This is a genomic window from Bythopirellula sp., assembly GCF_041737835.1.
Lineage (GTDB): Bacteria > Planctomycetota > Planctomycetia > Pirellulales > Lacipirellulaceae > Bythopirellula.
On record NZ_JBGSQY010000050.1, the window covers coordinates 116731 to 140429 of the forward strand.

Genomic DNA, 23699 nt, shown 5'->3' on the forward strand with positions numbered 1-23699 from the left:
GTAATACATCCCATGTACGACCGACAAGCCCTCGCCGATCTGATCAAACAAAAGGCCCTCAAGTTTGGCGATTTTACGCTCGCCTCGGGCAAGAAGGCCAGCTTCTATCTTGATTGCCGGCAGGTCACGCTCGACGCGCAAGGAGCCCAGCTCATCGGTGCGGGGATGCTTGAACTGCTCAAGGACGACATGCCCGACTTGGTGGGAGGCATGGTTATCGGTGCTGACCCCATCACCGCCGCGATTCTTACGTTGGCGGGAATCAACAAAACTACACTGCGTGGGGTAATGGTCCGTAAGGAACCCAAAGGCCACGGCCTGGGGAAACACGTCGAAGGGCCATTCAATGAAGGCGAAGAGTTGGTCATCGTCGAAGATGTCGTCACGACGGGTGGGTCATCGTTGAAAGCAATCGAGCACTGCGAGGCGGTGGGACTCAAAGTGAAGCGTGTGCTGGCGATCATCGACCGCTTGGAAGGAGGCCGCGAAGCCTTCGCCCAGCGGGGCTATGAACTGACGACGTTGTTCACGATCAAAGATTTTGGAATTTAAGAGTTCAACGCAGAGCACGCCGAGAGGCAAAGTTTCGCAGAGGAAGATTATTTTCGAATAGTTTTGAATGCTCTGCGGCCCTCTGCTCCCTTGCGACCTCTGCGTCCCTTGCGACCTCTGCGTTTACTACCCTCGAACTATGGAAACCTCCCTCCATCGCCAATTGAAGCAGCATTACGCGACCAATGCTGATCGCTGCGAAGTTTCGATCGCCGGTTATCGCATTGATGCCGTATGTCGGGGACGATTGATCGAAATTCAGCACGGCTCCCTCGCCGCGATTCGGGACAAGATCGCCGCGCTGTTGGTCGATCATTCGGTCACCGTGGTGAAGCCGATTGTCGCGATCAAGCAATTGGTGAAACTCGACAAGCGCGGCGGCTGTGAGATCAGTCGGCGTTTGAGCCCCAAGCGTGGCGTAATCCTTAACCTGTTCGACGAGTTGGTCTACTTCACGCGCGTATTTCCGCACAAGCGGCTGACACTGGAAGTCGCTTTGGTCGAGGTTGAAGAGCTGCGCTATCCCGGGCACGGCCGTCGACGTCGTCGCCGCGAGAACGATTTCCAGATTGCCGATCAGCGACTGTTGCGCATTGTCGAAACCCGACAGTTCCGCACACTGGCCGATCTCCGTCGTCTGTTGCCCGCGGAATTGCCCCCCACGTTTCACACGGGCCATCTTGCGGCATCAATGAAAATCCCGCGGGGGATCGCACAACGAATCACCTATTGCCTGCGGGAAACCGGCGGTGTCCGGGTCGTCGGCAAAGAGGGGAACTCGATTCTCTATCGCTATACCCGCCGCGCGGCTTAGAGGAGCTTGCACCGGCGCTGCCCAGAAGGCGGCGAATCTGCTACCATTTAAACTTTCCCTTTCAACGATTGCGGTGCCTTTTTAACGGCGCATTGAATAAGGTCCTTCCATGAGCGAATCCACGCCTCCCGCGCGAAAACCGCCGATTCGGCAGCTCATGGGAGTGCAGATCATTGGCACGGGAAGTTTTGTTCCCGACAACATTGTGACTAACGAGGATTTGGCTTCGCTGGGCTGTGATGCCGACTGGATCATCCAGCGGACGGGCATTCGCGAACGTCGGCACGCGCCTCCCGGTATGACGACGAGTGATTTGGCTGTGAAAGCGGCGGAGCGCTGTCTGGCTGCGGCGGGGGTGAGTCGTGACGAAGTGGATCTCTTGATCGTTGCGACGTTGTCTCCCGATCAGCTTTTGCCCGCGACGGCTACGCGTGTGCAAGATCGGCTTGGTTTGTGTTGTGGTGCGATGGATCTTTCGGCGGCGTGTTCCGGTTTCGTTTACGCACTCACAACCGCGATGCAGTTTGTGGCTACAGGCAGCAGCAAGCGGGCACTCGTGATCGGTGCCGATGCGAATTCCCGCGTGGTCGATCCCGAGGACAAGAAAACCTATCCGCTCTTTGGCGACGGGGCAGGGGCCGTGCTGCTGGCCCCCGGAAGCCCAGAGCAAGGGGCCCTCGCGTATACCCTGGGTGCCGACGGCTCAGGGATTGAGTTGCTTTATCGCCCCACGGGCGGTGCAATCGATCCGTTTGAATCATGCGACCCAAAGCAGCGCGGCTGGTTCATGAAGATGGACGGCAAGCCTGTCTTCAAGTGGGCCGTGCGGCTGATCGAAGATTGCTCGAAAGATATTGTGAAGTCCGCAGGTCTGGAACTGGCCGACATCGATTGGTGGCTGTTGCATCAAGCGAACGTGCGGATTCTCGATGCCGCGGTACAGGCTCTCGAGATAGACCGCGAGCGGGTCGTGATGCATCTCGATCGCTACGGCAACACCTCCGCGGGAAGCATACCCATCGCGCTCGACGAAACGGTCCGCGCGGGCGGCATTCGCCGCGGCCATCATCTGCTACTCTCCGGCTTCGGCGCGGGTCTCACCTGGGGAACAATGGCGTTTCGCTGGTAAGGAGATTTCTAAACGCAGAGGTCGCAGAGACGCTAAGGGCCGCAGAGATGGATGAGAATAAAATCTCGAACAAGATCATCGGCTGTGCGATAGCGGTTCATCGAAATTTAGGCCCTGGGCTACTCGAGTCGATCTACGGAGAAGCCCTGTGCTACGAATTGAATCGAGCTGGCTTGAGTTTTCGCCGTCAAATTTCGGTTCCTATAAAATACGAGGATGTGTTACTCAGCACGCCCCTGCGCCTCGACTTGCTCGTCGAGGAAAAAATCATTGTTGACAATAAAGCGAAGGCGGAACTCATTCCTATAGATAAGCAACAATTGTTGAGTTATTTGAGATTACTCGATCTTCGGTTGGGTTTGTTAATTAACTTCAACGTGCCTAAACTTATTGACGGCGTAAAGCGAGTCGTAAATAAGCTCCCCGACCAAACCAATTCTTGAATATCTCTGCGGCCCTCTGCATCTTTGCGACCTCTGCGTTTAAATAGTAAATAGATTGACACCATGACAGCAACAAAAACAAAAACTAAGAAATCGCTCCTTCCCACCCGCGACAAAGTCAAAGTTGCCGACACTTGGAATTTGGACTCACTCTATCCCAACGACGAAGCCTGGGAAAAAGACTTCATCGCGTGGGAGAAGCAAATCAAACGGTACGCCGCGTTTCAGGGGAAGCTCGGCACGAGTGCGGACCAGATCGCCGATTGCTTGAAGTTCGACGTGAAGTTTGATCGCCAGGCCGAGCGACTGAGCACCTACGCGTTTCTCAAAACGACCGAAGACACGGCCAACAGCACCTATCAGCGGATGGTGGGCCGCTTTCAACATGCCGCGAGCGAAGCAGGCCAAGCGGCGAGCTACATTCGGCCCGAGATCATGGCGATTCCGCCGAAGAAGTTCGATGAATTCTTGAAGTCGAAGTCGCTCGCGCCATTTCGCTTGACGCTCGAACGGATGGTCCGCTACCGACCCTACACGCTTTCCAACGCCGAAGAAAAACTTTTGGCCATGCAGAGCCAAATGTCGGATACGGCCAATCACACGTTCCGCCAGTTGACCGACGCCGATTTTAAGTTCGGCATGGTGAAGAACGAAAAAGGGGAATCGATCGAGTTGTCGCACTCGTCGTTCTCCGCGCTGTTGCATTCGCCGAAGCGCTCGGTTCGTAGCGCGGCGTTCCATCAGTATTACGAAGTTTATGCCAACCACGAGAACGCCTTGGCCGCGACCCTGAGCGGCAGCGTGCAGCGCGATGTCTATTACGCCAAGGCCCGCGGCTACAGCAGCGCGATCGAGGCGGCCTTGTTTCACGACGACGTGCCACTCTCGGTGTACGACAATTTGATCACTGCCGTGCGCGGCAAGTTACCGGCTTTGTATCGCTATTACGATCTGCGCCGGCGAAAGATGAAGCTCAAGGACATTCATCACTACGACACATACGTACCGATTTTGAGTGATCTCGATCAAAAGCGCAACTGGCAACAGGCGGTCGACACGGTGATCGCTTCGCTGGCACCGCTCGGCAACGAATACACAAGCGTGCTCGAACGTGGCCTCACGAGCGACCGTTGGTGCGACCGCTATCCCAATCGGGGCAAGCAAAGCGGCGCGTTTAGCTGTGGTTCGTTCGACGGCGCGCCGTATATCATGATGAACTATCAGCCGACGGTGCTCGATCACGTCTTCACGCTCGCCCACGAAGCGGGGCACTCGATGCACAGCTATTACTCGGCCAAGAGCCAGCCGTTTCAGTATTACAACTATGTGATCTTCGTGGCCGAAGTGGCGAGCACGTTCAACGAGCAGCTGCTGAGTCGCCACTTGATGAACAATGCTGCCAACACCGAAGAGCGTGCCTACTTGATCAATCGCGATATCGACGCGATTCGCGGCACGATTATTCGTCAGACGATGTTTGCCGAATTCGAGAAGATTATTCACGCCCTGGCCGAGGCGGGCGAGCCACTTACGATTGAGTGCTTCAAGAACGAGTACTACAAACTGCTGGAAGCGTATTTCGGTCCAGACTTTGTCCTCGACGAGCAATTGAAACTCGAGTGTTTGCGCATCCCCCATTTCTATCGAGCGTTCTACGTCTACAAATACGCCACGGGCCTTTCTGCGGCGATCGCGCTCTCCGAGCGCGTGGTTCATGGCGGCAAGGCGGAACTGAACGATTATCTTTCGTTCCTCAAGGGAGGCTGCTCGAAGTTCCCGCTCGATCTGCTACGCGATGCCGGGGTCGACATGGCAAGCACCACGCCAGTGGACACGGCGCTCGCGCGATTTGAATCGCTCGTGGATGAGTTGGATGGGTTGTTGTAGGGCGAGCCAATACCGGCATTCTTAACACAACCACGAAGCAACGCGGACTTCTACTGGCTGTGATTGAAATCAAGCAATGTCGGTCTTGATCTTCTTCGGTAGGTCGGCCTATATTTTGGCTCTTACTTAGGTTTCGCAACAAGGAGGTGGCTCGTGACGTTCATGACACGGATTGTGTTTTCATTTCTCGCTTGTTTGGCCGTGGAATTGCACGCGGTCCAGATTCCTGTCGCGAGCTACACTCTTTCAGGCAGCGATGTCGGCGGGAATTACTCAGACAGTACCGGCAGTGAACTCACCGACGACATCGACGCCAATATTGCCTGGGGAAATGGCATCTCAATCGGTGTCGGCGACATCGGGCCACTCGTGGGCTGGTCCAATAACAATCCCACGATCGAGTTCAACTTCGCTGGGCAGGTAAATGTCGGGGCCTTGGAGATTTGGTTCGCCGACAGCGATGGCTCGGCCGGCGTCGCGATGCCTTCGGCCGTGACGTTAAGCACATCGGGTGGCTATGCACAAACCTTTCCTATCATCGATCCCCCCGGCAATGGCGCGACGGTGCCAGTCGTCATTACGGGGCTGAATCTCACAACGGATAATCTGACGCTTGTCGCCACGCTGACCCAGCAATGGACGATGCTTTCCGAAGTGCGATTCTTTGAGCAAGTCGTGCCTGAACCGACGGGGTTGATACTCGGAACACTCGCATTGGTGTCACTAGCCATGTCGCGATCCCGATAGGGAATCGTATACCAGCACGAGTGCCCGAGTAAGCGTTCATTCGCAGCGGGCGTTGGCCAGACTTTCTAATCGCTCTGCAGCTCATTGATGAGCTGGGTCCCGGCACCGATTAGCTCCAAGTACTTATTGACTCGGCAATATGTGCGATTCTTACCCTGTCCACCCAGGCTTCTCTTGGACTTTCCCCGCCCCCCGTGGTAACCTGCTCGGTTGGTAACCACCAGAACGGACTTTGCGCCGTTCGTCTCCAATCTCGGGCGCCACCATGGATGAAGTGTTTCTAGTTTTTCTCGGCCTCGGCGCGTTGGCCGTCGTCTTTATTGTTCCCATCGTCAACTTCTTTCGTTTGCGAGCGATTCAAGAAGATCAAGCGACGGGATTCAATTCGATTCGCTTGGAGATTGGGCGGCTACAAAAGAAGCTAGCGGAACTGGCGGCTGCCCCGGCTCCACCCGCGCCTACTGTAGCACAGCCAGTGGTGGAACCAACGGTTGCTGCAACACCGACTGAAGAAAAAGCAACTCAGCCAGCCGCCGAAGAGGAACCAAAATTCGAAATCGTCTGGCCCGATCCGCAAGGTCCCAAGCCGCTGCAACCAGCCACTCCTCGAACTGTAAAACTGCCGCAGCATCTCACCGGTCAAAAGGTCCCCGAGTTCGCGGCGGCATCGTCTGCACCCACTGAGCCAGCCAAACCTGTATTTTCGACGCGCCCAGTTTTTGAACCGTTGCTGCCACGCGAGCCAAGTCGCTTTGAAGTCGCTGCGAAGGAAACACTGCACAAGATTTGGAACTGGATCATCGTCGGTGAGGAGCATGTCCCCGCAGGGGTGTCGATGGAATTCGCCATCGCCAGTCAGTGGTTGCTGCGGATCGGCGTGCTCTTGGGATTGGTCTTGGTCGGCTACTTCCTGACGTATTCGATCAAGAATGGTTGGCTTGGTCCGCAAGCACGCGTGATGTTGTCGACAGCCACGGGATTGGTACTGTTGATTGCTGGCACACGAATTCTTGGCAAGAAGTATCACGTGATGGGGCAGGGGCTCATGGGGGCGGGGCTCGCGACGTTGTACTTCAGCGTGTTCGCCGCGTCGAACATGTATCATCTGATCCCCGCCATGCCGGCGTTCATCGCGATGATTGCGGTCACGGTCCTCGCGGGGGGAATCGCCGTTCGCTTCAATTCGATGCTGGTGGCGGTGCTCGGCATCATCGGCGGCTACGGCACGCCGTTGATGCTCTCCACGGGGGCGGTCGATTTCGTCGGCTTGTATGGTTACATGCTGGTGCTGGGCATCGGCGTGCTGGGGATCTGCTATTGGAAGAACTGGCCGCTGGTGAATTACCTCAGCTTCTTTGCCACGTATGCAATGTTCTTCGCCGCGATGCGCGCCTATACGCCTGAGCATTTCCATGAAGTGATGCCGTTTGTCGTCGCGTTCTTTGTGTTGTTTTCGACGATGATCTTTCTTTACAAAGTCGTGCGGGGCGCGAAATCGAATCTGCTCGACCTAGTGGCGCTCTATATCAATGCTGGCGTGTTCTTTATTGTCGGATCTCGCTTGATCGAAGAAATCCACGGCCGACGGTGGGTCGCGGCGCTTACGCTCGGCTTGGTCGCCTTCTACACGGCACATATCTACTTGTTCTTACGGCGTAAACTGATCGATCGCGAATTGCTGGTGTCGTTGTTTGGTCTGACCGCATTTTTTCTGTCGATCACCATGCCGCTGGTGCTCTCGAATCAATGGATCACCGCGAGTTGGGCGATCCAGGCCGTTGTGTTCCTGTGGATTGGCCAGAAAATCGGCAGCCAGTTCGTCAGGCAAATTGGGCTGCTGTTATTTGCTTTGGTGCTGGGGCGGTTTTGTTTTCTCGACCTGGGGCGACAGTTTGCCGGCGGCATCGCCACCACGGCGGATATGGCTTGGCAAGACTATCTGATCGCGCTTGTGGAGCGGGCCGTGGCCTTTGGAATTCCGATTGCGTGCTTTGGCATTGGCTACCGCATGCTCAGCCGTGAACCTGCACCCGAGGAAGGGATCATCGCTCGCGGGAATGACGTACCTTCGTGGATGGGGAAAGCCACGACGCTGCACGTGCTGATTGTGGCGGCCATGGTGATGGGCTTTATGTATTTGCATTTGGAACTCAATCGCACGGTGGGCGTGTTTTATCCCCCAGCTCGGCTGCCGGTGCTGACGATGTTGTGGATCGGGCTGAGCGCGTTCTTTCTAATGCAGTATGTTCGCGCGGGGGGCGTGGTGTTTCTCGGTTTGTTCGTCCTGGCGATGGTGGCCGTGGTGGGCAAGTTGCTCGGCGTCGATTTGCCATCGTGGGGTGTGAATGAGAGGTTGCTTTATGCTCCACCGTATTCGTTCCGCGATGCGTTGATGCGTTTGATCGATTTCGGCGCGATCATTGGCTTCTTCGGCGGGGCCTATGCCCTCTTCCGCAACCGCCAAACCGTAATCCCCATTCGCGACGTGCTGGGGCTCGCGAGTTTGGCGATGCTATTTTTCTATCTCACGCTCGAAGTGAACAGCTTTTTGTACGACGCCTACCCCGGCTTGCGGGCAGGAGGGGTGTCGGTGTTGTGGGCGATTTTTGACTTGGCGATGATTTGGCGGGGGATCAGCAAGAACATTGCCACACTTCGCTATTTGGGCCTGGCACTGTTTGTCATCGTGACCGGCAAGATCTTTTTCAACGATCTTGCGCGGCTGGAGCAATTCTGGCGAATGGTCGCGCTAGTGCCGTTGGTGATTCTGTTCTTGGCAGGCTCGTTCTTATACCTAAAATTCAAGGATAATTTTGCCGTGGCCGATTCAACCACGCCGCCGGACGACCTTCCTTAATACCTACCTGAACTATGCGGAGCAGAAACATGATACGAATTGCGGTTCTCTTCGCGTTATTGGGGGGCTGTGCCAGCGCGTCTTTCGCCGCGGATGTTTACTACGTGAAGGACATTGAACTTCCTGCCATCGAGAGCGAGGAACTGCTTTCAGTAACGCTCGATAGCGATGTCTATGCCCACAGCCAGACGAACTATCACGACTTGCGCTTGCTGAACAGTAAGAATAAGGAAGTCGCCTACCTTGTGCGGCTTGGACAAACGAAGCGGAGTCGCACGGTCGAGCAAACCTGGACCGCCGAGCATTTGTCACTCAAACCAGACGAAGATGGCAGTCTCAAAATTACCTTTGTCACCGACACCGAAAAACATCCCCAGCCTCCGCAGGGGATCCGCCTGTTTTCGCCAGTGTCAAATTTCGAGCATCGCGTGAAAGTGGAAAGTTCCACCCACGGACACAATTGGGTAACGCTTATTGAAGATGAGCTGATTTTTGATTACTCGCAGTTCATGGATGTGCGGAACGTCACGATCGATCTGCCGAAGATCGAGGACCAGCCACGGTTTTTCCGGCTCACGATTGCCGACGTGACCCAGGAACAACAGTCGCAGCTGTTGGAGCTTTCACGCAATTTAAGTGGCGATGAAGAAACCAGCCGCACCGAACGGATGACGATCAAGCGTCAACCGTTTCGCATCGACCGCATCGAACTGTGGACCGACAAGGTTCAGCAAGACGTGGCCGTGGATAGTCAGGTGGCTTATCCCGTAAGCGTTGATCCCGCGGAACCCACAACCAAGGACAAACAGACATTTGTCCATTTGAAAACCAAGAACGAGCCACTCACTCGATTCAGAATCGCAACCGACACCACGAATTTCAGTCGACCCGTGACCGTGGAGATTCCGGAACCCGGCACGACGCCGCAAAGTTGGCGAGCGATTGGGTCGGACACAATCTCGCGAATTGACTTCCGCACGCTCAAGCGAGCATCGCTCGATGTGACTTTTCCCGAAACACGCTCTGCAGAATATCGCATCGTTATCGGGAATCGCGACAGTCCTCCGCTTGACATCACGGGCGTCACCGCCGAGGGGCATGAGTATGAAGTGCTGTTCCTGGCCGACCCGCAGGAAAAGTATCGACTCGCTTACGGTGACACGCGACTTTCCAGCCCGAATTACGATACGGCTGCGCTCGCAGAATCGCTCAAAGCAGGTTTCGCGGCACTCGTGGGAACATTGGGCACGGCCACTCAAGTTGAGATTCCCCCCGAGGCCATCGTTCCCGAATCATTTTTTAAATGGTTCGTGAACAGTTCGCTCGCGATGACCACGGTCATCTGCGTGCTGGTTGTTGTGCTGGCAATGGCGTTGTATCGCGCCACGCGGCATCTGGACGACATCAAAGAATCGCCGTAACTATTGCTCAGCGTTTGGCGACTTCGGTTGTGGGCGAAGTCATTTCACCGGCGCCTTGCTTGGCGTTGATAAAAACGTCGATCTGCTGGCCGACAAAAAGTCGTTTGCCCTTGGTATCAATGGCATAGATCACTTGTAGCACGCGAGTGTCGACGCGCTCGGTGTTGTCGCCGGTCAGCGACTTCTTGGGAACAACATACGGCTCGATCCGCACGAATCGCAGCGGAAAGAATTCGTTCGGCTGGCCCTTGAGCGTTGCCCGGGCTTCGGCATCGGTGAAAAAGCGCGGGATGTCGTATTCGTCGATGTCGACGCGGACGTGCAGTTGCGTCACGTTGCCCAACACAACAAGCGCTTGGCTGGCGGGAGTGGCTACGAATTCACCAGGGCGGACGTTGACCTGCAACACTTCGCCATCCACAAGTGCACGTACGACCAAACGATCCAATTCGGTCTGGGATTCATTAACTTGAGCTTTGGCGTTGTCGATGGCGGCTTGGGCCACGCGCTTGTCGTACTCCCAAGCACCGGCTTTGAGCAAATCATACTCAGCGACCGCGCTGTTGTAGCGCTCGCGAGCTTGCACTTCTTGTTGTTTGCGGACGATAAACTCTTCCTCGGGCATGGCCTTCCGATTGAAGAGCTGCTCGCCGCGCGAGGCTTGCTGTTGCCAGTTCTCCCAATCGGCCTTGGCTTCCAGAACTTTCGCTTCAGCGCGAGGCAGTTCTTCGGTGCGCGGCTGCGCTTCAAGGCGTGCCAGTTGAGCTTCGGCATCGGCGAGGCTCGCCTGGCGGATTGCGAGCTCCGCCTGACGTTGACGGTCATCCAAACGGAACAACGGATCGCCAGCTTTGACTTTCTGACCAACTTGGGCCATCACTTCGACGACCACTCCCGGCACGGGGGTGCCCATGGAGATGTTCTCGGTTTGCGGCTCGACCATGCCGGCCCCCGCCACAGTGTTGGGGAACGGATTCACGGCGGGCTGAATCGGAGGTGGCAACTCCGGAAGTCGGGTGCGGGCACTCATCAAATAGTTGGTCGCAAAGATAATAAGCCCAAGTGCGATCAGCGGTAAACCAAATTTCGTAAGCATGGGAGTCAGATTCAATTGTCCAAAAGTGTTATACGAGTTGACCTTCAACGAACTGCTCATCATCGGTCATAGAACCATTTGATTCGCGGTGTTCGAGTGAAACAATCCGGCCATCGTCCATGCGGGCCATCGTGTCGGCGAATTCAAAAATACGACTATCGTGGGTCACGATAATCACGGCGCGGTCTCCTTCGACGGCGATGCTGCGCAAGAGTTCCATGATCGTATGGCCCGTCTTGGCATCGAGCGCGGAAGTCGGTTCGTCGCACACGAGCAGGCGAGGGTGATGCACCAGCGCCCGCGCGATCGCGACGCGCTGTTGTTGACCGCCGGAAAGTTTTCCCGGCAGATTATTGATTCGCTCGCCCATCCCCATTTTTTCCAGCAGCGACACAGCCGACGCGACCGCCTGGCGTTTTGATTGGCCTTTGATCACCAAAGGCACAGCTGCGTTTTCGGCAGCTGTCAGCGCGGGGAGCAAATTAAACTGCTGAAATACAAAGCCGACATTGTCGCGGCGAAACGCGGTGCGCTGCCAGGACGTGAGGGCGGTGAGGTCGGTTCCTAACGCGTTTACGGTACCGCTCGTGGGTTTCAAAATGCCAGCCAGCACGGAAAGGAGCGTGGTCTTGCCGCAACCGCTGGGGCCGACGAGCATGGTGAGCTTACCCGCGTAAACGTCGAGATCAACGCCGCGCAAGGCGTGCACTTCGGCATTGCCGCTGCCATAGATTTTGGCAACTTTGCGGCAAGAGATCAGCGGTGTGGTTTGTGAAATTTCCATCGATCGTAAAATGCTTATCCTTGGAACACGACGGCCGGTTCAACGACCATCACGCGGTACATGCTCAACAAGCTGGACAGGATGCTAATTGCCCCCACGGCAACGGCTGTTCCGATGAACACTTCGGCGGGCATGTAGAAAGCCAACCGCGAACCGGGCGCATTGGCAACAATGCCAAACCAAGTGGCCCCACCAATTCCCAGGCCAAAACCGATGAAGCTCACCAACAGAGCCTGCAGCAGGATCATGCTGAGCAGCATCAGATTACCGGCCCCCATCGCTTTAAGTGCGCCATACTGTTTGATGTTTTCAATGGTGAACAGATAAAAGGTTTGCGCAGCGATGGCCGTGCCCACGATAAATCCGAGCGCGACCGTAATCCCGAAGTTGAAAGGGATGCCGGTCTTCCGCATGAAATAATCCATGGTGACCCATTCAAATTGTTTGCCGGTCAGCGCTCGCATGCCGGTTTGCTTTTCGATCCGTCGGCAAACTTCGTCGACGTCCGAACCTTCGGTCACGTCGGCGAGCACAAAGGAAAGGACCTTGCGCTCGGGAGGGACAAACTGCAAGGCTTGCGAATATCGGGTGTAAACCACCGGAAATGTCTGGAACGTGCGGCTCGAACGACAGATGCCGACGATCTCGGCTTCCTTGTCATTCATTTCAAATCGTTTGCCGATGTGCGGTTCTTCGCCGGGCCACAACAATTGATAACCTTCGTAATCCATGATCACGGCGTCGGGCCTGCGTAGATCGAACACGCTGCCGATCATCATGTCAGGCGGCGCGCCCACCAGCGTGGCATCGTCGAGGCCGAGCAAAATCGTTTGCTGGAAATTGCCATCTTCCAAGCGCGAACGAGTGAGACCCTTGTACAATGGCACGGCCCAAGCCACGCCAGGCACACCACGCACGGTATAGAGATCGCTATCGGAAAGCGGCTTAACGTCGTCAATGAATTGCACGTTGCCGTCCATGACCCAGATGTCGGCCCCCTGGATATCGCGAATCTGTCCGCTCGTTTGCAGCATCAGTCCACAAAAGATCGATGTTTGCTGCGCGATCAACAGCGTGGCGAAGGCAATTCCCAGGATGATGCCCAGGTATTTGCCTTGATTGCCGGTCAGCATTTTCAGGGCGATCCAGTTCATCGCTCGACCTCCTCAAGCAACGCAGCAGGTTGATGAGCATTCGCCCGAGCTTGGATCGCCGCGAGTGAAAAATTGGTCACGTGTCTGGCGAGTTTTTCCACGTCATGCGATGCATATTCGTCAGCAACAATTAAGCTGCGGATCACACCGTCGGCAAAAAAGTAAAACAAACATTGGCCAACGATACTGAAGGCCGTCAGGTGGAGCTCTTCTTCGGAAATATCATCCGGTAACAGCTCGCGCAAGATGCCGTTGAGAATTTCAAACTCGGGCCGAATACTAGAGCGGGCAAGTTCGGCGCACGCGGCGGTCGGGTGCAAGACTTCACGCAGCACGAGCCGTGGCTGCCAAACGTCGCCGGGATCGCTCAGCACCCGGCCGAAGAACGTAATGATGAAGTCTGCCAGCTTCTGCGTCGCAGGGGTCGTTTCATCCCAGCCCGGTAGCTTGACCTTTTCGATGCACCACCGATGGGCTCGCAGCACCGTTTCGATGTAGAGCCGTTCCTTGTCGCCAAAGTGATAATTGACCGCCGCGAGGTTAGCGCCGGCTTCCTGGCAGATGTCCCGAACGGTGGTGCTCTCGAAGCCTCGCTCGGCAAACATAATGCCGGCTGCTTCGATAATGCGTCGTTGGGTCGATTCTAAGTCATTGTCAGACATTGGTTTGCGATGTAAAACATGCGATTAAAACATCTGTTTCAATCAATTGTATCATTGGTAACCGCAGAGGCAACGCTGAGTTAATCCGAATTGCAGAAAACCACCAGCAGCCATGCCACTGGTGGGGGGAATAAGCCGGTGAAATGGCTTAGTACCGGCTTTGCAGGGTGCCGTCTGCACGATGGCCAAGTTGCCGGAGGATTTCGGGTTCGGTGTCCTCGGTGAGTGAATGCACCGATCCGTCGGCCAAAACCGTTTGCACCGTACCCGGATGGGCGCTGCTGAATCCACCCACTTCCAGAGGGCGGTCAACAGCTACACCCGTGCCGGGGCGATTACCTCTCAATCCGCCCTCTTCCAGCGGGCCAATTTCTGGCTCATCGCGCCGCCACCGCCGCGCGTTGAGCTTGCCTGTGTTGCGGAGCGTGGAACGCGTGCCACTGACCCAACCTAACGTGTTCTCGTCGCGAGTTTCGCCAAGCAAAAGCGTCTGCGAACTTCCATCCTTTATGTCCGTATAGCGAATCGCGCTGTTGAGAAACAACAAGCCATGATTGTCGGCATCGATGGGGGCCTCAACATCGTTGTGACAACCGGCGTAAGTGCTGACCGCCGCGAGCTTGTCTTCGGGAAGTTCATTTCCCGGAAATGAGGGGCAAGTAAAAACGTCAACTGGGACGGCCCGTACGGGTGCATTGACCGGCGCGTACGCCCCCGCTTCGATATCGAAGGCTTGATAGGCCGTATCCATTTCGATGTACGGCAGAATCTGCACGAGCCAACTCACATGCTGCCCATCGGCTTCGCTGCGAATTGGGCCTTCGGGATTGATCACCCCCGCCGGAAGATGTTCAACGGCGAATTCATAATTGTGTACGCCAAGCCCCAACTGGGCCAAGTTGTTGGTGCATGAGGATCGCCGCGCGGCCTCGCGGGCTGCTTGCACCGCTGGTAACAAAAGTGAAACGAGTATGCCAATGATGGCGATCACAACCAAAAGTTCGACGAGCGTAAAGCCTTGCCGTGAATGATGGGATTTTGTGTTCATGGATCTATTCCTCTCGAATGAGTGATAATGTGTACGAACGCCGAATCGATTGAGGAGAATCAGCGGGGAGTTGTGCGATGACATGGACTTGCGCGGGCTCGTCATTGGTAGAAGCTTCAACATCGATTTCTACCAGGGCGGTTTCGATGCCCGGGATCGCTTTACTGGTGAGTTCCCAGGTTTCGCCGGAGTAGTCTTCATCCTCAGTCAGTTGCCGTACCGCGCGTTGCACACCCGCGGCCAAGAGAAACTCGGTTTGGCTGAGCTTAAGTTCTTGACGGGCAGCGTGTCGTGCGGCGAGCGCCGTCTTGAGCATCGACGCGGCGATTCCCATCACGATGGCGAGGCACGCGAGCACGCAAATCAGAATCAGACCGGATTGTCGGCGGCGGCGCTGCGTCATGGCGTGCCTCCCAAGCCAGTAACGAGCCGCGCGAAACGGCCAATGTGGGCCGTGATGTGCAGCACCATTTTTGGCGGTTCGTTGGCAACTTTTGTTTCGCGAGTCACTTGCAAATCCAGCATTTCCGGTGCGGCGGTAGTTGTGATGGTCGCGTGATAATCGGCGGGCTTCTTGTAAAACTCGCGTTGCGTTTGTTCGTCGGGGATTTCCGATTCGCGAATGAATTCAGTGTCGGCGATGGTGTAACGAACGACTCGTTCGTTGGGCATCAGGAAGTCGAGTCCCAAAGGCTCTTGTGTCAGTTTGGCCGATTGGGCTTCATGAGCATCGCGGCGAAGATCATGCGACAAGCGAGTCAGCGACCGCATCGTGTCGGCTTGCTCGCGACAATCGCTATCAATTCGCATAGCCCGATGCACCGCGCCGGTGGCAAGTGTCAACAGCACCGTGCTCACTGCCATCGCGGCAGACATTTCAACAAGCGTAAAGCCGCGTCGTTTATTCATGGTGCTTCCTCCGACAATTTATTGAGCCAACCCACCAGTCGCAGGGGCTCAGGCTTGCCCGCACGGTCCCAATTGATTTCCAGCACGATGCGAGGCCCAAACTCATCCACGATCTTGCTGCCTGACAACTTGGCATCTGACAAAGTGGCTTTAATCGCCGGCGTGACGTCCAGGTTGCCCAAGGCTTCGTCCAGCGTGGCTTCATCAAGCAGTGTGAGTCGCTCCAATTGATTGGTAAGTTCATCGGCGGCGAGCTTGTAGTGCTGCGAATCTTGCCACAGTTTTCCGCTGCGGAACGACAAAGTGGCGAGCAGTGACAAGGCCGTGATCAAAAGCCCTGCCGCGACGACAAGCTCCGTCATGGCTAAGCCAGAGCGAACGTTACGAGTTGTGTTGATCGGCCTGTGCATAAACGCTTTCATCACGTGAGAGCCCAAGTTAACTCAAAAATGGGAGCGAGACATCCAATCGCGATCACGAGGACGACGACGGCGATCAGCAGTGTGGCCGCGGGTTGCAACAGCGACAGATACATTTCCAGCCGGCGTTCGACGCGGCCCCGTTTGAGTTCCACAAACCGATTGAGCGTCCAACTGCGCGATTCCGAGGAAGTCGCCACTTGCAGGGCTCGGGCTTCAGCTGGCGCGATGAGTTGCACACGGGACATGCTCTCCCAGGGGTCGGCCCCTTGTTCCATTTCATTGCGCACGAAGAGCAGCTTCTGACGGATCCGGCCATCAAAGTGATAGCGGGCAAGCGTAGAAATTGCGCCGGCGAGCGGTCGGCCCGCGCGGGCATTTCCCGCCAACAGATTCAGCACATTGATCGACCGCAACTGTGCCAATGGTTTGATGAGCCGCCCGGTGACATGACGACGGACATAGCGTTTCAGCCGTTCCGATTTCCAAAACCACACCAGCGCGATTCCCGGAATTGCCAGCAGCCACCAATAGTTGACGATCCCATCACTGGCGGCGATGACGAACAGGCTGATGCGGGGAAGGTCCAATTCAAAGTCATTAAAAATGGCATTCAGGCTGGGGATGATTTTGATCATCAAAAAGGTCAGTACACTGGCCATCACGGCGAGCGTCAACAGCGAATAGACCACAACCTGGCGCAAACGAGTTCTAATTCGCAGTTGAGCTTGATCGGGCTTGTTGATCAGATCGACCAATGTTGCCGGGAGAATGCCCGACTGTTCGCCAAAGCGGATGGCCAAGGCATCGTCGTCGGAAAGCACGCCGGGCGTTTGTTCAATCGCATCAGCCAAGAGCGTGCCGACGTAGAGTCGTTGGGACAAGCGGCGGAGTCGTCGTTTGTAGCTGCCGCGATGTTCGATGGCCAAGTTGGCCACAAGGGGCGCGGCCTCCAATTGTTCGGCGGCAGCTACGGCGAGAATTTTCAGCAGCGATTTCTGTCTCGCGGCAAGTGTATCCGCTGGCCACCAAGGCATGCACTTCCACGGAGAGTAGCGAAACTCGAAATGCGCCAGCCGCTGAAATGTTGGAAAGTGTTCAATCATGGTGAGAATTTCGCTTAACCTGTTAAACCGTTAACCAACATCACCAAGGGAATAAACAACGCAAACACCACGATGGCCACGACCAGTCCGATGGAGATGATGGCAAGTTGCGGCAGGAATCCGGTCGACAATCGCAAACGATTGCGGACACGCTCCGCATATCCATCGGCCAAGGTTTGCAACAGGGGGATGTGCGGACCACCTTCGGGGCCAGCCTGCAATGCATACACAACCGTCGCCGGGAGCGACGAACGGCGGAGCCGTGTTACATCGTTCGAGTCGGCTACGAGCACGCTCGCTAACTCTTGAGATTCCTGTTGCAGCCAACGATGGGGGCTCGTCTTGCCGACAAGTTGCAAGGCATCTGGCAACGGGATCTCGGCTTTCAGCGCTTCAGTGAGTTGCCGGACGTACCGTGCCATCTCGCCGACTTGCTGTGAATTGCCGTCGAAAAAAAGCCCAAGCATGCGGCTGGGGAAGATCCAGTTGCGCACCACTCGCACAACGACATAGAGGATGAAAGTCACGACGGCAGCCAAGGTAAGAAATTGGAATGGCTGGTAGAGCAACAACGAAGAGAAGAAGAGCATCACCCGGGTGATCAAGGGCAAGTCCAGACCAAAGTCATCGAAGATATTCTTAAACGTGGGGACGACCGCGAAGCTTAAGAACGCCAAGACTGCGACCGAGATCAAGAACACGGTTGTCGGATAGGCCAAACTGCGAGTGAGTTGGGCACGATTGGCAAGGTCGCGATCGGCTTCGGCGAAGACCTCTTGCAAGCGCTTCGTGCCGATCGTGGGTCCACTCGCCAACAGCGGCAGCCAAGCTCGGATTTGCTGCGGCGATTGTGTCATTTCCGCGGCAGTGGCGCTCGATTGCATTTGAGTCGTGAGTTGCTCAAGTTCCTTTCGCGCGCGGCCACGTGGCATCTCTTCGGCAAACGCCGTCAACGCGGGGGCCAGCACGTTGCGATGTTCCAAGAGTTCGCCTACGCGCTGACGGAAGATTTGTTCCCCCGCGGTCGCAGCGAAAGGAACCGGCATGGGCGATAGGCTCGACCGTTCGATGCTGGGGGCTTCGATCTTGCGAATCAACAGCACCGCAAGTCCTTGAGCTTCTAACTCAGCGAGGGCCGCGGCTGCGCTCGTGGCGAAGAGTTCTCCCGTGCGGAGCTCTTCGTCGGCGGTCAAGGCTTGATAGGTGAAATGAGGCATCGCAGGAATCAATAGGCCAGGGTGTGCAGCATTTGGACGTACGGTCCGAACAAACTCAAGCAATAAAAGAGCACGATCAAACCGCCGAGGAACGCGCCGATCAGCGTCGGCAGGGTGAAGTGCCAAACACCGGATTGCCGCTCGGCGGATTGACGGTAGGTTTCGGCAATGAATCGCAAAACTTCTGGCAAGGGCTCGCCCCCCAAGTTGCCGGTGAGTGCCCACCTCAGCAAGGGCGGAAACGCGTTCAAGCGGACTTCGTCAACGGCGGATAGCGGCTGATTGTTTTCCTGCGCCGTGGCGAGCGCTTCACTGGCCGCGATGAGTTCAGAATCGTTGGAGGATTTCCCTGCGAGCCGCAAACTGTGCGGCAAGGGGACACCCGCTTCAAGCAAGCTGGCGACTTGCTCGGCGAAGACCGACCGGGTCACGGTCGCGAAGTAACGCTGCGAACCGGGCAGCCACGGCTTATGCGGATTGGTTTGTCGCTGCCAGGAATAGATTCCCGCCACAACCAACAACGGCACGAGCGGCACCCAGACGAACATCCATGCGCGACCCAACAGCAAGAGTTGCAAACCCCAACTGGGCGTTACGCGGATTTGTTCGTAGATCGATTCCAGCGTGGGGGCATAGCGGAGGCACAAGAAAATGAATCCACAATACGCCAGTGCCAGAATCACCAGTGGCTGCACGAGCGCCTGGCCCAACGTGTTGCGTATGTCGTCCCAGGCGATCGGCTGGCGACTCACCCCGTCGAGCGCGAGCGGCAATTGATTCGATTCCAACCCTGCCAGCAGGGCATGCTGATACATCGGTGGGAATTCCACTTCCTCGGTGAGCGCTCCTTGGATCGGCTGGCCCAAACTGCTGCGGAGTGCAAGCCGCGCATTGATCTTGGCGAGCGCTTCCCGCGTCGTTTGGGTCGGATCGCCCAGCTCGATGGGAACGCCCGCCTCATCCAGCGCGGCGAGCTCTTCGTTGAGGGCAAAGATTTCTTCGAGGGTGACTTCGTTCATGAGGCGGCGCGTCAACGTGCAGATTTCGACAGCTGTCATTCCGAAGGAGCCTAAGCAACTGAGGAATCTGGCTTCAATCTTGGCACGTTTTCAATGCGAAAAGGTGCTGCGAACCAGATCCCTCGGGATGACAGGTTGGGGCTTGTGGGAGATGTTCCACAAGAGTGATGCCGCGGCGGGCCTGACTTGCCTAATAAAATCAGTCGTTGATCAGATTCGCCTGCTTATTGCGCAGCTCGAAGAAGGCTTCGACCCAGGCCCAGGCGGGGTTGAACGTGACACCCATTTCCTTGGCCGATTCCTGACGAAGCTCAAACTCGCGGGTGACCGTCTGATGCGCCAGCGTCGAATCCGCCGGTTCGGGGATAAATCGCCCGGGGATGTTGCCGACCGCCAGCACAACCACCAGCGCGGCGATTCCCGCGAGGCGCTTGTTCCAGCGGCGTAAGCTCGTTGAGCGGCGGGCCGCTTCGAGCGTGCTAGGCCGCAAGTCGTCGCTGGGTTGAACATAGTTACCGGCCGCGCGGACCAGCGATTCGACCGCGGCGAAGGCTTGGCGTTCGCGGCGATCCCGACCATTCTCGAAGGGATTATTTTCTGGATTACTCATGAACCAACTCCACGTGCGCGGCCGTAAGCTTTTGCGTGAGCTTCGCCATCGCATAGCGATAGCGGCTCGCAGCGGTGAAGGTGGAAATTTCCAACACCTTGCCGATCTCGGCGAACGTCATGTCTTCCCAGATTTTGAGCACGACAACTTCGGCCTGCTCGGTGGGAAGAGTTCGCAAAGCGGTCCAGACGGCCCGATGCGATTCTTCGCGTTCGACTTCATCGACGAGCCGGCCGGTGAGCAAATCGGAAAGGTTGGCAATGAGGCCCCAACGTTTCTTGCGGCGAATGATTTGCAGCGCTTCGTTGCGAACCATTCGCAACAGATAAGGCCAGGGAGCATCAGCCTCGCGGAGATGGCTCGTATTGCCAGCCACGCGCACCAGTGCGGCCTGCACAGAATCTTCGGCATCATGCTGGTTGCGGGTGATCGTCGCGGCATAGCGAACCAGCCGCTGCGAGGTGAGATCAAACAAACCAGCCAGCGCAGCCACGCCGCTTTCCGTCATGCGGACTGCGCAGGAACGAACCTGATCAGAAAAGTTAACGCTGTTATCCATCAACCGTCACGATGCACCCGGGACAGGATTTTGTCTAGTGAAATCGGAAAAATGTTAGCCGGCATCGTCCCGATGCCGTGTTTTCCGGGAGAAATCGCCACGAAAAACACAAGAAGCCACAAAAGCCACTCATTTCCGCGCCTTTTCTTGTTTCTCGTGGCCATCAATTGCAAGCCAGCGGTGCCTAGCAAACTTTACCTAAACCGTTCATGCATCGCTCAACCCTTTTCGTTGCTCCCATGAACTCGATGTCGAATGTAAAGCTACGAAATGTTTGACGGTTATCAGGTTCGCGAGTGATCTCTATCGACTTGGTAGCTAAGCGTGCAGGCACTAATCGCGTGGTATCTTTGGATTGGCCGCCTCCCCGCTTGCTTCCCTCCCCCCAGATGCAATGCATCCCCTCCGCACACGCCCCTGGCACCGCTTGTTTCCATCTCTCTTGGGGATGGTCAGTCTGTTCGTCGCGTCGGCTGATCTTGCGCTGGGTCAGGCTCTACCGATTGCCGATCCCATGCAAGCTGCGGATGCGCTGGCCGAGGCGGAACGCCTGGACCGACTTGGCGATGCCACGGCTGTCGACTTTTATTTTGAAGCGGCCGCCCAAACAGCCCACCTGATGCGGCGCTACTCGGCGACAATCACAGGGGTGAGCGATATTGAAGAAATCTACGCCCAAGCGCTCGCAGGTTTAATCGATAGCAGCCAGCGATACGCCAGGCTCGATCCCCAACGTCGCGGCATCTTGCTCAATGGCGGGGCGCGTGTTCTGCCGATCCGCTATTTCGGTTTTGCCTGGCAGCCGACGGACTTTACGTTGCTGCTGCCTGCTCGCTACGAACAAAACAATGAAATCGCCAATCACTACATCACCGCCGGAATCGGCTTGCCGCTGATTGCCGAGCGAGTCACCCCCCAGCCGCTGGTGTTCGCCCGCGATCGACAACCGTTTGCCGCGACGGCTGTTCTGAAACCTCCCCAAAGTGGATACCAGCAAGTAGCAATGGGATCGAGCGGTTTCGTGCTCGAGTTGTACAACCCGCTCGAGTACGACAAAGTCCGCTGGGGTGGTTATGTTCTGCCGCTGGCTCGTGATTTAACGGCCCCTTTGGCCAGGGAGATCAACGAAAATCCCCGTCAGTATTTACGGGGCTTTACATCGCCTAACGATACGTCGGTCCAGCCGCAACTGTTTATGTTGGAACCCTACCAACGCGGCAAGATCCCCGTGGTCTTGATTCACGGACTATATTCCGACCCGACCACCTGGGCCGACATGCTCAACGAATTGCGTGCGCAACACGATCTCTATGCCCGCTATCAGTTTTGGGTCTTTCGTTATCCAACCGGCGGGAGCCTGCTCAACTCCATGACGGCCCTTCGTCAACAGTTGCTGTTGGCTCGCATGGCTTACGATCCGTTTGGCAACGACGAAGCCATGAACAACATGGTGTTAATCGGCCACAGTCTGGGGGGCTTGGTGGCGAAGACGCAGATCACGTCCTCGAACGACCAATTTTGGGGACGCATCGCCCAGCAGCCGTTTGCCGCTTTGCGTGCTACGGCTGTCGTCAAGCAACGCTTCGCGGAGAACCTGTTCTTCGAGCCAGTGCCCTACGTGAAGCGAGTCATCTTTATCGGCACACCCCACCGCGGCAGCCAGCTCACAGTCCGCGTGGCGGGACGGATTGGCAACGCCTTGGTGTCGTTCAATTCCAACGAAGTCGCTGAGTTTCAAGAGATTGTCGAAAGCAATCAAGATGTCTTCCGACCGGACTTCAGCCGAGAGCCACCCACTTCGATAGCGATGCTCGAACCCGACAGCCCGTTTCTCGCGGGGCTCGCCAATATGCCGATCAATCCCGCGACGCACATCCATTCAATCATCGGAACCGGTGGGGGCTACTTCGCACCCGAACCGGGCGACGGCGTGGTGGCGGTCTCAAGCGCGCGGCATTGCGGCGAAAGCGAGCTCTTCGTGCCCACGGTGCATGAAGAACTGCATCGCGATCCGGAATCAATCAACGAGGTCGCCCGCATTTTGCGCCAGCACGCGGGGATGCTGCGGTAGAGACGCGAGGTTTCGTAGTTGGCCACGAGAAGCACGATAAGACACAAAAAGGCGATTACTTTTCGTGTCTTTTTGGGGCTATGACCTTGAAAAATCTACGGCGAAATCGAGATACATGATCTAGTAAATCATTCTGTCCAATCTTTGTGAAAATCATCCGACCATTCTTTAACCCGCTCGTCAGTAGGCTGTTCGCCAAGCTTCCATAACCATACATAAGCCATTTCGCGCCCTAGTTCCGCTTGGCTCATTCCGTTGCGTTTACATAACGCTTGAACTACTTTGATTACTTCAGCTTTCTTACTTTTCTCAATACCCGGCTGATCCTCAAGGGTCCAAGTGTTGTTCCCTTTTGCCTCAAAATATAGCGACTCGCCATCCTTAAATGCTTGATTCTGTCCGCGCCAGTATTCTGTGAAAAGCTTTAGTTGATCGGGAGTCGGGCGATATTTAGGATCGCGCCATTTCCAGTCGATTTCCACATCTTCCCATTCCGGAAGTATAGGACCGGCAATGCTGTTACCTGTTACATGACAAATGTGGTAGCCATCGTGGTCTTCAGCATCAGCTACGCTGTCATATAACAGGATGCTGATTCGTTTGTGTGGTGCATCCGGTTGCAGACCTTCTATTTCCTGCTTGTAGTTCTGATAGATATCGCGGAGCGCAACTTCAACTTGTTGTTTGCTTTCAGGCTCAAGTACAACTACACGCGGGCACCTATGCTGAATTCCTTGCGCAGGTATGTTCTTTTCTTCAAGGCCAACAATTGAATACGATGAGCTATCAGAGCATCCGAGCGCTAGTATGACAGGCAAAATCACAAGTCGATATGACATGAAGATGCGCCGATAGAGAAGGTGTAAAAGGTTGAACACTTACTTTGTCCGAGATTCTAATCCCGTTGGACTTCAGAAGCGCCTTCATTTGCGGCCGATCTTGTCCAAGATAAGGGGCTAAAACGGGCTTACTTGAGCTTATCAACCCCGTGTGCCTAAGATAGAACCAGTTAGGACACCACGGTAATAGAGGGTGGCTGACGGGATTCGAACCCGTGACCTTCGGAATCACAATCCGACATTCTAACCAACTGAACTACAGCCACCACAAGAGAATCAAACGATCCTACTGCCCAAGGTTGTGCTGGTCAACCGGCGAGCAAGTTCTGTGGCTGAGGTCTGTGACCTCGGTCGTT

General features: G+C 55.9%; 23 protein-coding genes and 1 tRNA gene. 9 read left to right on the plus strand and 15 right to left on the minus strand.

Going from position 1 to position 23699, the window contains the following annotated elements; genetic code table 11:
- The first annotated feature begins 12 nt into the window (after nucleotides 1–12).
- The 8 genes from pyrE (at nucleotide 13) to AC6T8Q_RS15860 (ending at nucleotide 9850) form a co-directional block, all read left to right on the plus strand.
- Nucleotides 13–552: an orotate phosphoribosyltransferase gene (gene pyrE / locus AC6T8Q_RS15825; protein WP_500679999.1), complete on the plus strand. Its 540-nt coding sequence runs from the start codon at nucleotides 13–15 to the stop codon at nucleotides 550–552.
- A gap of 139 nt (nucleotides 553–691) precedes the next feature.
- A complete protein-coding gene (locus AC6T8Q_RS15830; protein WP_500680000.1) occupies nucleotides 692–1366 on the plus strand; it encodes a DUF8091 domain-containing protein in 675 nt (224 codons plus the stop codon).
- A gap of 109 nt (nucleotides 1367–1475) precedes the next feature.
- Complete coding sequence (locus tag AC6T8Q_RS15835) at nucleotides 1476–2495, plus strand: 3-oxoacyl-ACP synthase III family protein (protein ID WP_500680001.1); 1020 nt, start codon at nucleotides 1476–1478, stop codon at nucleotides 2493–2495.
- Nucleotides 2496–2542: 47 nt separating this feature from the next.
- Nucleotides 2543–2938, plus strand: a complete 396-nt coding sequence (locus AC6T8Q_RS15840; RefSeq protein WP_500680002.1) for a GxxExxY protein — start codon at nucleotides 2543–2545, stop codon at nucleotides 2936–2938.
- Nucleotides 2939–3001: 63 nt separating this feature from the next.
- Nucleotides 3002–4825, plus strand: coding sequence for an oligoendopeptidase F (pepF, locus tag AC6T8Q_RS15845; protein ID WP_500680003.1), 1824 nt, complete (start codon nucleotides 3002–3004; stop codon nucleotides 4823–4825).
- 153 nt (nucleotides 4826–4978) lie between these two features.
- Entirely contained in the window at nucleotides 4979–5572 is a 594-nt protein-coding gene (locus tag AC6T8Q_RS15850) for a hypothetical protein (protein WP_500680004.1), read from the plus strand.
- A gap of 265 nt (nucleotides 5573–5837) precedes the next feature.
- Complete coding sequence (locus tag AC6T8Q_RS15855; protein WP_500680005.1) at nucleotides 5838–8429, plus strand: DUF2339 domain-containing protein; 2592 nt, start codon at nucleotides 5838–5840, stop codon at nucleotides 8427–8429.
- 29 nt (nucleotides 8430–8458) lie between these two features.
- A complete protein-coding gene (locus AC6T8Q_RS15860) occupies nucleotides 8459–9850 on the plus strand; it encodes a DUF3999 family protein (protein ID WP_500680006.1) in 1392 nt (463 codons plus the stop codon).
- Nucleotides 9851–9857: 7 nt separating this feature from the next.
- On the opposite strand, the gene AC6T8Q_RS15865 is transcribed toward AC6T8Q_RS15860, so the two are convergent.
- The 13 genes from AC6T8Q_RS15865 to AC6T8Q_RS15925 form a co-directional block, all read right to left on the minus strand.
- Nucleotides 9858–10946, minus strand: coding sequence for an HlyD family secretion protein (locus tag AC6T8Q_RS15865; protein ID WP_500680007.1), 1089 nt, complete (start codon nucleotides 10944–10946; stop codon nucleotides 9858–9860).
- A 28-nt stretch (nucleotides 10947–10974) separates the two neighbouring features.
- A complete protein-coding gene (locus AC6T8Q_RS15870) occupies nucleotides 10975–11730 on the minus strand; it encodes an ABC transporter ATP-binding protein (RefSeq protein WP_496921262.1) in 756 nt (251 codons plus the stop codon).
- Between the two features lie 14 nt (nucleotides 11731–11744).
- A complete protein-coding gene (locus AC6T8Q_RS15875) occupies nucleotides 11745–12884 on the minus strand; it encodes an ABC transporter permease (RefSeq protein ID WP_500680008.1) in 1140 nt (379 codons plus the stop codon).
- Nucleotides 12881–13546: a CerR family C-terminal domain-containing protein gene (locus tag AC6T8Q_RS15880; protein WP_500680009.1), complete on the minus strand. Its 666-nt coding sequence runs from the start codon at nucleotides 13544–13546 to the stop codon at nucleotides 12881–12883. The genes AC6T8Q_RS15875 and AC6T8Q_RS15880 overlap by 4 nt, the downstream gene beginning before the upstream one ends.
- A 148-nt stretch (nucleotides 13547–13694) precedes the next feature.
- Nucleotides 13695–14594, minus strand: a complete 900-nt coding sequence (locus AC6T8Q_RS15885) for a DUF1559 family PulG-like putative transporter (protein ID WP_500680010.1) — start codon at nucleotides 14592–14594, stop codon at nucleotides 13695–13697.
- Nucleotides 14595–14598: 4 nt separating this feature from the next.
- On the minus strand, nucleotides 14599–14997 hold the full coding sequence (locus tag AC6T8Q_RS15890) for a hypothetical protein (RefSeq protein WP_500680011.1): 399 nt from the start codon (nucleotides 14995–14997) through the stop codon (nucleotides 14599–14601).
- The gene (locus tag AC6T8Q_RS15895; protein WP_500680012.1) at nucleotides 14994–15503 is read right to left on the minus strand and encodes a PulJ/GspJ family protein; all 510 of its coding nucleotides are present in this window, start codon (nucleotides 15501–15503) and stop codon (nucleotides 14994–14996) included. The genes AC6T8Q_RS15890 and AC6T8Q_RS15895 overlap by 4 nt, the downstream gene beginning before the upstream one ends.
- On the minus strand, nucleotides 15500–15865 hold the full coding sequence (locus tag AC6T8Q_RS15900; protein ID WP_500680013.1) for a hypothetical protein: 366 nt from the start codon (nucleotides 15863–15865) through the stop codon (nucleotides 15500–15502). The genes AC6T8Q_RS15895 and AC6T8Q_RS15900 overlap by 4 nt, the downstream gene beginning before the upstream one ends.
- 59 nt (nucleotides 15866–15924) lie before the next feature.
- Nucleotides 15925–17028, minus strand: coding sequence for a type II secretion system F family protein (locus tag AC6T8Q_RS15905; RefSeq protein WP_500680014.1), 1104 nt, complete (start codon nucleotides 17026–17028; stop codon nucleotides 15925–15927).
- Nucleotides 17029–17042: 14 nt separating this feature from the next.
- Nucleotides 17043–18245, minus strand: coding sequence for a type II secretion system F family protein (locus AC6T8Q_RS15910; protein WP_500680015.1), 1203 nt, complete (start codon nucleotides 18243–18245; stop codon nucleotides 17043–17045).
- Between the two features lie 8 nt (nucleotides 18246–18253).
- The gene (locus tag AC6T8Q_RS15915; RefSeq protein ID WP_500680016.1) at nucleotides 18254–19264 is read right to left on the minus strand and encodes a type II secretion system F family protein; all 1011 of its coding nucleotides are present in this window, start codon (nucleotides 19262–19264) and stop codon (nucleotides 18254–18256) included.
- A 199-nt stretch (nucleotides 19265–19463) separates the two neighbouring features.
- On the minus strand, nucleotides 19464–19874 hold the full coding sequence (locus tag AC6T8Q_RS15920) for a hypothetical protein (protein ID WP_500680017.1): 411 nt from the start codon (nucleotides 19872–19874) through the stop codon (nucleotides 19464–19466).
- Nucleotides 19867–20433, minus strand: coding sequence for an RNA polymerase sigma factor (locus AC6T8Q_RS15925; protein WP_500680018.1), 567 nt, complete (start codon nucleotides 20431–20433; stop codon nucleotides 19867–19869). The genes AC6T8Q_RS15920 and AC6T8Q_RS15925 overlap by 8 nt, the downstream gene beginning before the upstream one ends.
- 427 nt (nucleotides 20434–20860) lie before the next feature.
- Between AC6T8Q_RS15925 and AC6T8Q_RS15930 the strand changes: the two genes are divergently transcribed.
- Entirely contained in the window at nucleotides 20861–22504 is a 1644-nt protein-coding gene (locus tag AC6T8Q_RS15930; protein WP_500680019.1) for an esterase/lipase family protein, read from the plus strand.
- Nucleotides 22505–22632: 128 nt separating this feature from the next.
- On the opposite strand, the gene AC6T8Q_RS15935 is transcribed toward AC6T8Q_RS15930, so the two are convergent.
- Both AC6T8Q_RS15935 and AC6T8Q_RS15940 read right to left on the minus strand, forming a co-directional pair.
- Nucleotides 22633–23343 (minus strand): hypothetical protein, encoded by a 711-nt coding sequence (locus AC6T8Q_RS15935; protein WP_500680020.1) that lies wholly within the window; start codon nucleotides 23341–23343, stop codon nucleotides 22633–22635.
- A gap of 192 nt (nucleotides 23344–23535) precedes the next feature.
- Nucleotides 23536–23609: transfer RNA gene (locus AC6T8Q_RS15940), tRNA-His, on the minus strand.
- Nucleotides 23610–23699 lie beyond the last annotated feature (90 nt).